Origin of the sequence: Methylobacterium sp. BTF04 (assembly GCF_010692745.1) — a bacterium.
Classification (GTDB): domain Bacteria; phylum Pseudomonadota; class Alphaproteobacteria; order Rhizobiales; family Beijerinckiaceae; genus Methylobacterium.
Genome location: NZ_JAAHTB010000025.1, coordinates 14,414 through 28,343, shown reverse-complemented (window position 1 = coordinate 28,343; position 13,930 = coordinate 14,414). Strand labels below are relative to the sequence as shown.

Genomic DNA, 13,930 nt, shown 5'->3' with positions numbered 1-13,930 from the left:
TTCGCGGACCCCATGAAGCCAAACCTGGTCCCCCGAACCCACCGCGAAGGGGCGTCGGGGCCGGCGGACGAAAGACGGCAGGGACCGGAGGTGAACGCCGATGTTGCATGTCAAAGGGTCCCCGGCCAGCTTCGTGGGCAATCCGCTCCTTCTCGGTGCCGAGCCCGAGTTGATCGATTGGCGCTGGATGATGAGCGCGATCCGCCGCCGGCTCGGGACGATCATCAAGCTGACTCTCGTCTGCGCCGGGCTCGCCGCCGTCTATGTGGTCCTGCGCCCGGCGGTCTACACGGCCCACACCCATCTGCTCCTGACGAACCTGAAGCTGACCTTCAGCCGCGACGACGCGTTGTTCGCCGAATCCCTGCCGGACCCATCCTTCCTCGAGACGCAGATGCAGATCATGCGCTCGGAGAAGATCGCGCTTTCGGTGGTCGATCGCCTTCGGCTGAACGAAGCCGAACAGCCCGATTCCGAGGGGGTTCTCCAGCGCCTGCGCGCCACGGCCGTCGCCCAGGTGACCTCGCTCCTGTCCCGCGAGACGGCGCGGGAGGGCGAGGAATCCGGTCCCCTCACCGACATCCTCAGAAGTGTGGCGGGCTATCTCACGCCAGCCATGGCCGCCGCCGAGCAGGGTGAGGGCGAGGCGCGCCGCGACGCCATGCGGCGCCTGCAATCCGATACCAGTATCGAGCGCGTCGGCATGAGCAACATCGTCATGGTCCGCTACACGGCGGCGGACCCGGAGCAGGCGGCACAGGTCGCCAACGAGATGGCCCGCGCCTATGTCGACGATCAGGTCGCGGCGCGCATCGAGGCGGCGCAATCGGCCAGCATCTGGATGCGCGAGCGCCTGCGCGACGTCGGGCCCAAGACCCGCATCATTGCGCAGGCGGCCTCCCCGTCGGAGAAGAGCAATCCGCGCGGTCTCCTCATCATCGCCATCGCGGCCTTCGCCGGGTGCGGCTTCGGTATCTCGTTTGCGCTCCTCAGGCAGATGCTCGATCTGACGGTCCAGAGCCCGGAACTGGTGGTGAAGGCGACCGGGGTCGAGTTTCTCGGCGTCGTTCCCCTGCTTCGGGGCTGGCGGTTCAAGCAATGGCGCATGCCTCTCCGGCGCGACGGCGCCACGGTGCTGCGGACGCCGCCGATCACCGCCTACGCGTCCACCCATCCGCTCTCCACGGTGGGCCAGACCCTGAACCATGCGAAGGTCGTCATCGATGGCGTTCTCGGCAGCCAGACGCCGCGCCTGATCGGCGTCACCGCCACCTTCGCGGGCGAAGGCAGCTCGACGATCGCGGCCAACCTCGCCCACGTCATCGCGGCGCGGGGCGAGCGCGTCCTGCTCATCGATGGCAACAGGGTGGACGGTTCGCTCTCGTCCACGCTGCTGCGCCGGCCTCGCGAGGGCCTGATCGCCTGCCTAGCGGCCGGCCCGGATGCGCTGCAGGACCATGTCCAGGTCGATCCCGCGGACGGGATGCACTTCCTTCCCATCGGCCACACCTCCAAGCGCGGGACGGTGCCGCCGATCTGGACGGAGGCGATGCAGGGCCTTCTGAAGGCGGCGGCGGATTCCTACGACTACGTCGTTTGCGATCTCGCTCCGCTCTCGTCCGTCGCCGAAGTCCGCGCGGCGGCGCGCTACCTCGGCGGAATCCTTCTGGTCGTCGGGTGGAGGCAGGTCGAGGCGGAACACCTGCGCGTCGGCGTCCTGTCGGCCGGCATCGTCCGGGACAAGATTTTCGGGGCGGTGCTGAACAAGGTCGACGTCCAGGCCCTGCGCCGAACCGGCTCGCCGACGGGAGCCTTCCTGTGGCGGGCGACCGGGCGCGCCGGCGCGCGCGGCTGACCCCGACGTATCCGACCCGATCCGGTAGGCGAAGGCCGGCCGTTCCGGGCACGGTGCGGATTGCGCCGCGCGTTGGGCCGCAGGCCCGCTTCTCCGGCTGGTTCAAAGCAAGCCGATTCCGGGCGTGGTGAGTCTCAGCTACAAGCCCGAGCCGTGCTCAATGGTGCGCGCGACGCGATCTCCACCGTCATGGATCGGGGTTGGCCATCGTGGCGTGGTTTGCGCGCCGTCCGATCGATTCGGAACGCTGGCGATGAGGTGGTCGAACGGCGCTGGCGATCGGGTTTATATTATTTTCTGTTTTTTATTATTTGATAATTTGCGAAGTTGAGCTTGATAAGGGGCTGTCCTTTTGGAGATGACCCTCAAAAGATACGGATTAAGATCGGCTGGTAATCCCGAATCGATATTGGATGTGCGCAGGTTGCCGGCCCGGGTCTGCGGATCGCGCGTCATCGACGCCGCCATACTCTCGGATTAAGTCCAGAGACTGATCTTGCTGGCGTGCGGATTGGCGAATACGCAGAAATATCGGGACTCATCAGGAATGGCGTCAAAGCCTGGAGGCCAACGTGCCAGCGCGCTATTTTTTCGATCTTCAGAACGGCTTGGAGATGATCCGCGACGAGGAAGGCGTCGTGGCGGACGACATCGATCAGGCGGTGGTGCAGGCCGCCGTCGAAATCGAGGCAATGCGCCGGGGCGGTGAGCTGGAGGGAATGAGCGCGGGCTGGGAGTTCGTCGTGCGTAGTAACAGCGGCGTCCTGCGGAAGCGTTTGGCGCTTTGACGCGCAGAATGCGGCAACGGCCGCGTCGCAGCCGTGCCGCTCAGATGGCCGTGACGCGGGTGGGCAGGCGCCGGGATTGGATCAGCGCGCCATGCAGCGGGTGCTCGATCCAACGGTAGGCGTAGCCCGATACGGCGCAGCAGCAGGCCACGGCCAGCACGGTCCAGGCCCAGCCGAACCGGTGCGGGGTGCCCGCCGCGACGAGGGCGACGAAGACCCCGTCGAGGATCAAATTGTGGAGCAGGTACAGGGAGTACGAGGCGTTGCCGAGGGACGATAGCCGCCGCACGAACCCTGGGGTGCGCTGCTGGCGTTCCTGGACTGCCAAGCCGAGGACGAGCAGAGCGCTGGGCACGCCCCAGAGGATCACCGTCGGGATCTGCGCGACGTCGACGATGGCCGGTGCCACCAGGCCCACGATCCCGGCCGTGAGTGCCACAGGCGGAAGCAGCGCGGGAAACGGGCGATCGGTCGCCACGAAGACCGCGATCCAGACGCCCGCCAGAAACTCGATCAGCAGCGTGCTGGTGAGCACCTGGGAGACCGGTCCTTCGCCTTCGATCAGGCCGCCGAGGAGCATTGCCGCCAGCATCGATACGGTCAGCACTTTGAGCGAGGCGCGGGCGCCAAGTGGAATGCAGGCCGCGAAGCAGACGTAGAAATAGACTTCGTACGACAGGGTCCAGCCCGGACCGATGATCGCCGACGATGAGCCGGGGATCAGGAGGACCGCCTCCATCACCTTCCCGGCATCGAGGTCGTAGGGGCGCAGCACCGAAGCATGGAAGACCGCATAGAGCCCGCAATAGATCCAGTAGATCGGATAGATCCGGGCAAAGCGGCGGTAGAAAAACGTTCCGGCCGCTCGCCAGTCGCGCTCCGACCGTCGCGTCGCGTAGACCATGATGAAGCCGCTGATGACGAAGAAGATGTGCACACCACTCTTCCCGATCTCGGAGGCGTTCAACACGCCGTCGTAGGCGGGACCGAGGAAACCGTATTGCCGTGCCGCAAAGCCGGCATGGAATACCACCACCATCAGGGCGGCCGCGAATCTCAGGAACTGGAGGGAGTGGACTTCGCCGTCGAAAACGGGGCGTGGATACGCGGCTTCGGACAACGGAACCCCCTCTCGTCAGTGGTCGTCAGCCCCGCACGTGATCCAAGGCATGGCGTATCGCGCGGCCCGTCCGGCGAAGCTCGTTCTTCAGGCGGCGTGCGGTGCCGATCGGGCCGGTGAAAGCCGCAGCGCGGTCGAACCATTTAAGCCGCCCGATATCGGTGCGGGAGGCGCGCTGGTGGGCGAGCGGCGGCATGGCCGCATAGGTCGTGAGCCCGAGTTGCCGCCGCGCGATGTTCAGCGCGCCGTCGACCGGCATGCGTCCGCCCGCGGGGTGCCCGTGCGGCCGGGACAGGAACTCCTCGGCGGCGGCTACGAGCGCGGGAAGCGCCCGGGCGCTGATTCCGTAGCAATGCAGACCGATGAACTCCACGGACGAATCGATCCGCACGAGCCCGGTGTCGCTCCAGGTCCGCTTCAACTCCGGGAGCTGCATGTGGCCGGCATAGAACACGTCCCAATCGGGCGGCAGCGCGTCGATCAGGCCGGAGCGTTCCGTGAAATCCGGTGCGAAGGCGATATCGTCCTCGAGAACGAGGACCGAGCCCGTGTCGACCGCGGCTCGCCATACCGCGAGGTGGCTGAGATAGCATCCATACTCGCCCGGGGAGCCGAACCCCGCCGGAATCGAGGGCCGAATCGCGTCGAAGAACGTCGCGGTGTGCGCATGCCCGATGCGGGTCAGCTCGCGCTGCGTCTCGCGGCGGCGGTCGGTGCGATCACGCAGGTTGACGACGACGACGCTTCCGAAACGCTCCAGCATCGCTGCCCTCCGATCCCCGTGGCGACGGCGATCACTGTATTGGCGCGACGCGGAGCGCCGACCGGTAAATTCTAGTCTTCGGTCATACCAAAAAGGAGTAGATCAGAACCGACATGCAGCGGCGGCGGCAAGGCAGTTTTCCCGCGATGGTCGGCGTCGGAGGGATGCGGGCGACACCGCTTTGAGCCGATCCGGACGAGGCTTCGGCCACAGCCCGAAGGACATTCACGCATCACCATTTCGAAGCTTGGCATAGACGATCGAGCGTCTGCATAGATGTTCGATAAGTTTTTATTCTCTGTTCGCAAGGTTGAACGCCGGTATCGGCTCAGCTTGCAAAAACATCAAATGTTCGTTGCGACTCTCTCGCCGCAGCAACAAAATCGACAGAGAATTGAATTTCACCGAATACTGCGGATACCCCAAAGGCGGTAAAAATTGCAGTTTACAAGATGATTAATTTTCTGTTAATCAAGTTTCAAGACGTCGTGGGCGGCGCCTGCATTTGAGCATGTTTCGCTCCAGTGCAATCATAAAAACTCATGCATAAACTCGGGTTGACGGATTTTACTTCGCATTCAGCAGAGTATGCTCCCATGAATAACGTAGATGTCCGCCATCAGTACGACGATCCGAGCCAATCGCCGCTCGATTACTCGATCGATTGCAGGACGTCGAACGGCCAAAAGCCGAGCTTGCCGAGCGCCGAGGACGCCATCGTCCTTCCCAGCTCCGGGGGGGCAATTTTTCTCATCGATAGCCGCCCGCTGATCGGGCGATGCTTGCTGTCGTCGCTCCGCATCGCCGACGAAGGCTCGGCATTCGAGATGTATGCGAGCCTCCACGAGTGGAAGCACAAGGCCGCGCGAAAGTCCGCCGGTCTCCTCCTGCTCTGCACACCCGGCGGGTGGACTGCCGATGCGGAGGTGGCGGCCTTGAGCCGCGAATTGGACGAGGTCCGCAGCTGGAACTACGATCTTCCGATCATCGTGATGTCGGACAACGAGACCGCTGCTTACGTCGTCAAGATTCTCCAGCTCGGCGTGAAGGGGTACATCCCGACGAGCAGTTCGCTCGACGTTGCGGTCCAGGCCATTCGTCTGGTCCGGGCTGGCGGCGTCTACGTGCCCGCGGCCTGCATGCTGAGCGCCCTCACCACCCTTCCGAGCGAACCGCAGGTCGCCAAGGGGGACGACGATATCTTCTCGCCCCGGCAGTTGAGCGTCGCACGCGCGCTCCGGCGGGGAACTCCGAACAAGATCATCGCCTATGAACTCAACATGTGCGAAAGCACGGTCAAGGTTCATGTCCGCAACATCATGAAGAAGCTCAAGGCAAAAAACCGGACCGAAGTCGCCTATTTGACCAACAAGTACTTTATCAATGACTAGTATCGATCCGAAATCTATCCGACCGCTATGTATGATTTCGGCCTCGGCGGGGTGCCTATAACGGCACCCGGCCGATCATGTTATGGTGCTATCGACACGACATCGCTGAAGCGCGACGCCTCTCGCGCCGGATGTCCGCCCAACGCTGTAATCCCACATGTCGAGGACGGACCCAGCCTCCCGGTGTCGGAAGCCGGCGTCCCGTCGCCGCTATCCGACTGCGCGGAGTGGTGCGGCGCCTTCTTTCGCATCGGGTGCGATGAGCGCGCCGAACGCCGCATTGTGGAACATCAGCGGGCGATTGTCGGCAGTCCGGCTCGCGGTCTCGACGGCGCCGACGAACAGGAGGTGATCGCCGACCGGGATTGTCGCGTGCAGGCGGGTGACGAAATGGGCCTGCGCTCCGCGAACGATGGGCAAGCCGGCGACGTCATCGAAGGCCGGCACGGTGGCACCGCTGCCGCGGCCGGCGAAGTGCCACGCCAGATCGGCCATGTCGTCCGATAGAACGCTGACGGCGAAGCGCCCCGTCGCCTGAATCCGCGTGAGCATCCGGGCGCGCAGCCCGATGCAGATGCCGATCAACGGAGGATCGAGGGAGAGCGACAGGAAGGCATTGACGGTCATGCCGTAGTCGCGATCGGCCTCGCGGGTGGTCACGACGGTCACCCCGGTCCCGAAGGCCGCGCAGGCTTTCCGCAATTCGGCCGGTGTCACCATGGCGGCATCCCTCATGTGCGCGGTGTGATCGGAATCGTGCCGTCGCGCGGCCGGCCGGCGTTGGCCATGCTTGGCGCGAAGTGAGCCGGTATCAGTAGGCGTTCTTCGCGACGATCAGGGCGCGGACGGTCTGCACCATGATCCAGAGGTCGAGCCAGAAGCTCCAGCGTTCGATGTAGCGCAGATCGAACTCGACGCGGCGGGCGATCGCCTCTTCCGTCCGCGTCTCCCCGCGGAACCCGTTCACCTGCGCCCACCCGGTGATGCCGGGTTTGACGTGGTGGCGCATGGCGTAATCGGCGATCTGGAGCGAGAAATCCCGGTCGTGGATCATCGCGTGGGGCCGGGGGCCGATCAACGACATCTCGCCCTTCAGGACGTTGATCAGCTGCGGCAGCTCGTCGATGCTGCTGCGCCGCAGGAAGCGCCCGAGCGGCGTGATCCGCGAATCACCCGGTCGCGCCTGGACCACGGCGGCGCCATCCTCCTGCACCGTCATCGTGCGGAATTTGTAGATCTCGAACGGGTGCCCGTTGAAGCCGTTCCGGGTCTGCCGGAACAGGACCGGTCCCGGTGAGGTGAACCGGATCAGGATTGCGACGAAAGCCAGCAACGGGAAGAGTAGAAACCCGATGATCACCGCCATCACGCAATCGAAGCAGCGCTTCAGAGCCCGTTCCGCGGCGTTGAGCGGGGGCCGCTGGATCTCGAACGCGAAGGAACCGCCGCTCCGCGTGATCGGGCATTTCAGCAACTCAGCCTGGATCGGGTCGGCGACCAGACGCACGGGAAGCGGCACCTTGCGCAGGGCGTCGAGAAGCTCGCGGCACTCGCCGAGAGAGCGTCCGCGGCAGACGAGGCGGATTTCCTCCGCCCCCGAGGCGCGGATCCGCGCGATCAGGCGATCGCGGCTCCCCGCATCGAGGGGATTGAGCCAGCAGACGCTCGCCGCATCCGGCTGCTCGAAGAGGCCCGCCTCGCCGCCGCTGTCCTGGGATTCGGTGATGGTGAAGACGCGACGAAACCGGATTTGTCCGATGTCGAGCGCGCGCCGCGCCGCGCGGGAACAGGCATAGCGCTGGAGCAGAAGGAGGCCCGGTCCCGCCACGGCGAAGAGCGCGAGCCCTCTCAAATCGAGCGTGTGCGCGATCTTGAGCCCATGGACGAGAATCCAGAGAAAGATCAGCGCCCCGGTCCAGATCGGGACGAGGTGGCGGCCGACGCTGCCCGGCCTGGCCGCCGCGTCGGGATGATAGGCGCCGGCGAGAGACAGCAGCGGGATCGCCAGTGCGATCGGGATCGCCGCGATGGCGGCGAATCCGCCGGGTTCGTCGACGCCCGCCACCGTGAACAGGGTCGAGCTCGTCAGGCTGACCAGAGCGGCCGCGAACAGCGCCAGCATGTCGAGGACGACCAGGAGCGTGCCGAGATATTCATAGGAAATCACCCAAGGCCGCCGGCGCGCCGGGACGTTCCGCGTCGGTCCGATGACCTCGCCACTCATGACCGACCTCGACAGCAAAGCTCTTGCAAAGGCCGACGTTCGGTCGGTTGGTCCTTCGGGACAATTCGATCGAATGTAGTATAGCGCCAACAGATGCGAGGCTGAAAATTATCCGAATAGGCTTCGCGCCACAGGTCGAAAGTCGGGGCGGCGCCACGGCTCGGATCACTTGTACTCGATCAGGCCGGTGGATCGGCCCCGCAGCCAGTTTCCGTAGAACATCGCCATGCCGCAGAGTTCCGGCACCTTTCCCATGACGGTGAAGCAGGCATAGGACCAGGAACCGGGCCGCCGGACGCCACGCCGCAGGGCGATCCGGCAGATCTGGGCCGGGTAGAGCAGCGCGAGAAGCGCGGCGCCTGGATGCAGGAAAGTGCCAGCCAGTACCAGCATCGGCAGGCCCGCGCCCCAGAACAGCGCGCGCGGGATCGCGGTCCGCCAGATCCCGTATTCCGACCGGCGATGAAATCGCGAGACCTGCGCGAAGGCGTGTCCGCCGCGCATCATGCGGCGCCACCATTGGGAGAAGCGGGTCATCGCCGCATCGTGGAGCGCCATCTCGTCCGCGATGCGCCAGATCGTCCAGCCGCGCGCACGCAGGCGCACGCACAGTTCCGGCTCCTCGCCGGCGATGAGGCCGCCATCGAATCCGCCCACCCCCGCGAAGGCATCGGCGCGGACGAGGAAGTCGCCGCCGCATTCCAGGGTTTCGCCGGGCGCGCTGTCCCATTCGAGATCGCACAGCCGGTTGAAGATCGAGCGGTCGGGAAACCGTTCGCGCCGCCGGCCACAGACCAGTGCGACGGTCGGCGCATCGGCGAGGAACGCCACCGCGGTGGCGAGCCAGCCGACGGCGAGTTCGCAATCGCCATCCAGGAATTGCACGTGGGTGAGACCTGGCGCGAGGCGGCACAACGCGGCGAAGCCTTCGTTTCTGGCCCGTGCGGCGCTGAAGGGCTGCGCCATGTCGAGATGGAGCACCGACACGCCGAGGCGCGTCGCGATGGCGACACTGTCATCGGTCGAGCCCGAATCGACGTAGACGATCCTGTCCGCCGACGGGAACACCGCATTCAGGCAGGTTCGCAGCCGTTCGCCCTCGTTGCGGCCAATGACGACGATTCCGGGGGAGACCGACTGGGCGAGGGCCGATACGGCGCCGTCCGTCGTCATAGGTGCCATAGCCCGTCGAAGGGCGTCCCCAGGGAGAGCGCGTCCCGCAGGGCCGTCAGGGCCAGGAGCGTCGCGAACAGCGCCAGCGTGGCGAGCAGATCCTGCCTGCCGAAGCTGACCCCCGCCCGCAACTGGACGAACAGCAGGACGGCGTACCGCACGACATCGGCGGTCACGAGGAGCAGGATCGCCCCCAGCATGCCGCCGGACTGAAACGCCAGCGGCAGGCCGATCACCAGGTAGGCGAGCTTGAAACTGCTCGCAGCGGTTCCGTATTGCGGTTTGCCCCGGCCGATCAGGACGTATTCGTTGGTGGTGCAGAGAATGGTCGCCCAGGCACCGAGCAACAGAAGCGGCAGCATCGATGCGGCTTGGGCGTAGCGCGAATCGTAGATCGCCCGGATGACGAAGTCGCCACCCGCGGCGGCACAGCCGATGCCGATCGCCGCCGCGAGCAGGAACCCGAGACGCAGCGGGCCGATCTCCTTGCGAAGCCGCTCGTGCGAAATCTGGCCCGCCGCCGAAACGAGGGGAAACACCAGAGAATGGCCGAGCCGCCCCGCCAGCGCCGCGGGAAGGTCGGCCATCGTCCGCGCGATCCCGTAGACGCCGAGCAGACCGAGCGATGCGACGCTGCCGAGATACAGCCGGTCGAAGTTGATGCTCAGGAAGCCGAGCAGCGACCAGAGGAAGATCCACTTTCCGAACGAGAAGATCTCGCCAATGTAGCGCCGGTCGAGAATCATCCGGTTGCCGCCCTGCGGCAGCAGGAAGCTGCCGATGACCCGCACCAGCGCTCCGACGGTGTTGCCGAGGAGGATCGACCAGATCGTCGGGCTCCAGATCACGAACAACAGCATCGCCGCGGTGCCGATCACGTCCTGAACGAAGTCGAACATGTTCAGGGTCGCGAGGCGCAGCTGCTTCTGCAGCAGGAAGATCGAGGTCGACGTGGCGCCGAGCAGGGCCAGCGTGAGCGCGCCGAACTGAATCGCCGATTCCGGGACGTGGTAGAGGCGCGCGAGCGGGCCGGCGACGAGGAGGCACAGCCCGAACAGCACCAGCCCTCTCAGAAACTGCATGGTCCAGGCCGTGTTGTAGAATTCCGGCCGATCCCCGTTGGGATTGTTGACGATGTTCTGGCCGATTCCGATGTCGGACAAAAGGTCGGCCCCGGTGCGAATCGCCGAGATGACCACGACCATTCCGAAGATGTCGGGGGCGATGAGCCGCGACAGCACGACGTTCGATCCGAACCGCAGGATCACCGTCGCCGCGTAGGTGCCGATGGTCCAGGCGCTTCCGCTGAGGATCACCCCCCGCGGGATGGTCAGGGTGCTCATCGGCGCGAACCGGCGTCGAGACGGCGGGAACGCAAGGCGCGGCCGGCATTCGGGGCCGATGCTCGGCGCCCCATCGAGGACTTACGACTCAGCACGATTCTGCCCCGCTCTTCAGGCGCCATGCGACCTGGGCGTGACCCGACGGGCCCGGTCCGATCGCCGCGAGCTTTTGGTTCGTCGTGAGCATTTGGCGGCGCGCGAAACCTGTCATCCGCCGCGCCGCACAGGTCGGCCGGGGCTTCGGAACGCGCGCACCGCATGCCGACGAGGCCATCAGCCTAGGTGGCGGCCCGGTCGCCGATAACGCACCTCTTCGCGTGATGGGCCGGCGGGCAAAGCGGCGAAAGGCGTACGGGCTACCTCCTCCGGCGGGACGTGGGCTCCCCAATGGCGAAGGTGAGCCGTGTGGCCCCACTGCTAGGGTCGTGACCTCCGGCGACCGTCCGGGAAAACCGCAGACGCCAGACGCCGTGGGGACGACCGACCTTGCTCTCCGTGCTGCTCCTCATCGCCGGTGTCGGCACCCTCGTTCCCTTCGCCTTCTGGGCTCGGGGCGGCGCCGTCTTCGGCAAGCGGCTCTGGACGCTCATCGGCCTGTTGCCGTTCCTGCAGCCAGCACTTCCGCCGCTGGACTTCGCGCTCATCAGTTGGGGAACCGGCTGGCCCGGATTGGTCAGCGGCCTCGAGGTGACGGCCCTCGACCTGCTCTGCGTCACGATCTGGGTCGGCCTCGCGCGGCCGCGCTTGCACTCGCGGTTCTCCATCGTCCTCGCGCTGTATCTCCTCGCGGTGCTGCTCTCGATCTTTCAGGCGGACGAGCCCACTGCGGCGGTCTTCTATTTCTGGCAGGTCTGCCGCGTCGCCCTCCTGCTGATCATCGTCGCACGGGCCAGCACCGACCCGGTGGTCAGGACCAACCTCATCGAGGGCATCGCCCTCGGCGTCCTGCTCGAACTCGCCGTGACGGTCTGGCAGCGCTTCGCGCTCGGCGCTATCCAGACCCCCGGAACCTTCGCGCACCAGAACACGCTCGGCCTCGTGCTGCATTTCGCGATCTTTCCGCAGGTCGCGCTCCTGCTCGCGGGGCACCGCAGCTGGACCACGGTCCTGGTCCCCCTGGCCGGTATGGCGATCGTGATCCTGACGACGTCGCGCGCCGCGCTGCTCTATGCCGGCCTCGGCTTTCTGGTGATCTACGGCCTGTCGATCCTGCGGCACATGACCTTGCGCAAGGGCCTGCTCGGCATCGTCGGCTGCCTCCTGATCCTCAGCTTCGCCCCGTTGGCGATCAATTCCTTCGCCAAGCGCTTCGAGGTCGATCCTCTGCGCGAGCAGGAATACAACGAGCGGGCGGCGTTCGAGCGGGCCGCGACCGGCATTCTCCTCGACTTCCCCCTCGGGGTGGGCGCGAATCACTATGTCTATGTCGCCAAGAACTTCGGCTATTCGGACCGGGCCGGTGTCCTCGCCAACGAGGAGAACCGCAACAACCTCGTCCACAACGCCTATCTGCTGACGGCGGCCGAGACCGGCTGGTTCGGGCTGACCGCGTTCGTCCTGCTGCTGGCCTACCCGCTCGTCGCCGCCTTCCGGTTCGGCTGGCGGACAGGGGCCGGACCGGAGACGGATCTCCTGATGGGGCTCGCCGTCGGTCTCCTGATGGTCTGCCTGCACTCGACGCTCGAATACATCCTGCTCATTCGCGAGAGCCAGTATCTCCTCGCGATCACGATCGGTCTGGTCCTCGGCGCCGTGCGCCAGGTTCGAGTCGCGTCCGAGGCAGTCGACCTCGACCCGCTCCTGCCCTGGCCCCTCGTTCCGGCGCCGCGATGAGGGCGACGCTCCCGACTGCCATCGGTCGCACGGATGGACGCTCACGATGACGGCGAGACACAAGGTGCTGGTGATCGCCGAAGCGGCCAACCCCGAATGGGTCAGCGTTCCGCTGATCGGCTGGTCGATGGCCAGCGCGCTGCGCGCGGTCGCCGATGTCCACATCGTCACGCAGATCCGCAACCGGGATGCGTTCGTCCGGGCCGGGCTCGTGGAGGGGCGCGATTTCACCGCCCTCGACACCGAGGCCGTGGCGCGGCCCGCCTATGCTCTGGCCGGCCTGTTGCGCGGCGGCGAGGGCAAGGGCTGGACCACGCTGGCGGCCATCGCCTCGCTGACCTATCCGTATTTCGAGCGAGCGGTCTGGCGGCAGTTCGGTGCCGCGATCTCGGCGCATCGCTACGACGTGGTCCACCGCATCACCCCGCTGACCCCGACCACGGGCAGCTCCCTCGCGGCCCGCTGCGCGCGGGCCGGTGTGCCGTTCGTTCTCGGCCCCCTCAACGGTGGATTGCCGTGGCCGAAGCAGTTCTCCGCGGAGCGCCGGCAGGAGAAGGAATGGCTGTCCTATGTCAGGAGCCTGTACAAGCTCATGCCGCGCCGGATCGCGACCTTGTCGGCGGCGAGCGCGATCCTGGCGGGCTCGCGCCATACCGCGCGCGAGATCCCGGCCGACTTCGACGGCAAGCTGATCTACATGCCGGAGAACGGCATCGATCCCGAGCGCTTCGCCCAACCCCCCGCGCCGCCCGCCACCACACTCCTGCGCATGTGCTTCATCGGTCGCCTCGTGCCCTACAAGGGGCCCGATATGGCGATCATGGCGGCGCTGCCGCTGCTGCGGGCCGGCCGTGCGCATCTCGACATCATCGGGGACGGCCCGATGCGGGCGGATCTGGTCGGCCTCGTCGCCCGCGAGGGTGTGGGAGAGGCCGTGACCTTCCATGGCTGGGTTGCGCATGGGGCGGTGCAGAATGTCGCCTGCCGCAGCAGCGTCTTCGTGTTTCCGAGTGTGCGTGAGTTCGGGGGTGGTGCCGTGCTCGAAGCCATGGCGCTCGGTCTCGCGCCCGTCGTGGTGGATTATGGCGGTCCGGGCGAATTGCTGTCGGACGAGCGCGGGTTCGCGGTGCCGCTGGCCTCGCGCGAAGCGATCGTCGCGGGTTTGAGCGAGATCCTGTGGGATCTGGCCGCCGCGCCGGACCGTGTCGGCGCCGTCGGCAGGGCGGCGCGTGCCTGGGCGATGAGCCGCCTGACATGGTCGGCCAAGGCGAACGCCATGCGCGACGTCTACGATTGGGTGACCGGACGCCGATCCGAGAAGCCCTGTCCCTATTGATCGACACCGCCACGCCCTCCGCTTCCGCGCGGGCGATGCGCGAAATCCGCGAGACACTGCAGGAGATCGATCGTGCGCGTATCGCGGTGCAGTGCCGGGACCAC

At 66.2% G+C, this 13,930-nt stretch carries 11 protein-coding genes; 5 read left to right on the top strand and 6 right to left on the bottom strand.

The genetic code is table 11. The features are described from left to right. The first annotated feature begins 100 nt into the window (after nucleotides 1-100). Nucleotides 101-1,855, top strand: coding sequence for a Wzz/FepE/Etk N-terminal domain-containing protein (locus G3T14_RS15300; RefSeq protein ID WP_163643405.1), 1,755 nt, complete (start codon nucleotides 101-103; stop codon nucleotides 1,853-1,855). Nucleotides 1,856-2,469: 614 nt separating this feature from the next. Further along, complete coding sequence (locus tag G3T14_RS15295) at nucleotides 2,470-2,643, top strand: hypothetical protein (protein ID WP_163643404.1); 174 nt, start codon at nucleotides 2,470-2,472, stop codon at nucleotides 2,641-2,643. A 40-nt stretch (nucleotides 2,644-2,683) separates the two neighbouring features. Here G3T14_RS15295 and G3T14_RS15290 read toward each other — a convergent pair whose 3' ends face one another. Continuing rightward, entirely contained in the window at nucleotides 2,684-3,763 is a 1,080-nt protein-coding gene (locus G3T14_RS15290; protein WP_163643403.1) for an acyltransferase, read from the bottom strand. Between the two features lie 25 nt (nucleotides 3,764-3,788). Next, nucleotides 3,789-4,526: a glycosyltransferase family 25 protein gene (locus tag G3T14_RS15285; protein WP_163643402.1), complete on the bottom strand. Its 738-nt coding sequence runs from the start codon at nucleotides 4,524-4,526 to the stop codon at nucleotides 3,789-3,791. Between the two features lie 542 nt (nucleotides 4,527-5,068). Here G3T14_RS15285 and G3T14_RS15280 point away from each other — a divergent pair. Further along, nucleotides 5,069-5,917 (top strand): response regulator transcription factor, encoded by an 849-nt coding sequence (locus G3T14_RS15280; RefSeq protein ID WP_163643401.1) that lies wholly within the window; start codon nucleotides 5,069-5,071, stop codon nucleotides 5,915-5,917. 210 nt (nucleotides 5,918-6,127) lie between these two features. Here G3T14_RS15280 and G3T14_RS15275 read toward each other — a convergent pair whose 3' ends face one another. From G3T14_RS15275 to G3T14_RS15260, 4 genes are all read right to left on the bottom strand, one after another. Then, nucleotides 6,128-6,652, bottom strand: a complete 525-nt coding sequence (locus tag G3T14_RS15275; protein WP_204262880.1) for a flavin reductase family protein — start codon at nucleotides 6,650-6,652, stop codon at nucleotides 6,128-6,130. 76 nt (nucleotides 6,653-6,728) lie between these two features. Continuing rightward, complete coding sequence (locus tag G3T14_RS15270) at nucleotides 6,729-8,084, bottom strand: exopolysaccharide biosynthesis polyprenyl glycosylphosphotransferase (protein ID WP_163643399.1); 1,356 nt, start codon at nucleotides 8,082-8,084, stop codon at nucleotides 6,729-6,731. A 222-nt stretch (nucleotides 8,085-8,306) separates the two neighbouring features. Further along, complete coding sequence (locus G3T14_RS15265; RefSeq protein WP_163643398.1) at nucleotides 8,307-9,314, bottom strand: glycosyltransferase; 1,008 nt, start codon at nucleotides 9,312-9,314, stop codon at nucleotides 8,307-8,309. Then, nucleotides 9,311-10,657 carry an oligosaccharide flippase family protein gene (locus G3T14_RS15260; protein WP_163643397.1) on the bottom strand — a complete coding sequence of 449 codons (1,347 nt, stop codon included), beginning with the start codon at nucleotides 10,655-10,657 and terminating at the stop codon, nucleotides 9,311-9,313. Before G3T14_RS15260 ends, G3T14_RS15265 begins: the two co-directional genes overlap by 4 nt. A gap of 495 nt (nucleotides 10,658-11,152) precedes the next feature. On the opposite strand from G3T14_RS15260, the gene G3T14_RS15255 reads away from it, so the two are divergent. Next, a complete protein-coding gene (locus tag G3T14_RS15255) occupies nucleotides 11,153-12,490 on the top strand; it encodes an O-antigen ligase family protein (RefSeq protein WP_163643396.1) in 1,338 nt (445 codons plus the stop codon). 46 nt (nucleotides 12,491-12,536) lie between these two features. Further along, a complete protein-coding gene (locus G3T14_RS15250; protein WP_163643395.1) occupies nucleotides 12,537-13,826 on the top strand; it encodes a glycosyltransferase family 4 protein in 1,290 nt (429 codons plus the stop codon). The last annotated feature ends 104 nt before the right edge of the window (nucleotides 13,827-13,930 follow it).

What these genes read in the sequence shown, in the direction of transcription:
- G3T14_RS15300 (WP_163643405.1), top strand. Translation starts at nt 101, where the DNA reads ATGTTGCATGTCAAAGGGTCCCCGGCCAGCTTCGTGGGCAATCCGCTC.
- G3T14_RS15295 (WP_163643404.1), top strand. Translation starts at nt 2,470, where the DNA reads ATGATCCGCGACGAGGAAGGCGTCGTGGCGGACGACATCGATCAGGCG.
- G3T14_RS15285 (WP_163643402.1), bottom strand. Translation starts at nt 4,526, where the DNA reads ATGCTGGAGCGTTTCGGAAGCGTCGTCGTCGTCAACCTGCGTGATCGC.
- G3T14_RS15280 (WP_163643401.1), top strand. Translation starts at nt 5,069, where the DNA reads ATGCATAAACTCGGGTTGACGGATTTTACTTCGCATTCAGCAGAGTAT.
- G3T14_RS15275 (WP_204262880.1), bottom strand. Translation starts at nt 6,652, where the DNA reads ATGAGGGATGCCGCCATGGTGACACCGGCCGAATTGCGGAAAGCCTGC.
- G3T14_RS15265 (WP_163643398.1), bottom strand. Translation starts at nt 9,314, where the DNA reads ATGACGACGGACGGCGCCGTATCGGCCCTCGCCCAGTCGGTCTCCCCC.
- G3T14_RS15260 (WP_163643397.1), bottom strand. Translation starts at nt 10,657, where the DNA reads ATGAGCACCCTGACCATCCCGCGGGGGGTGATCCTCAGCGGAAGCGCC.
- G3T14_RS15250 (WP_163643395.1), top strand. Translation starts at nt 12,537, where the DNA reads ATGACGGCGAGACACAAGGTGCTGGTGATCGCCGAAGCGGCCAACCCC.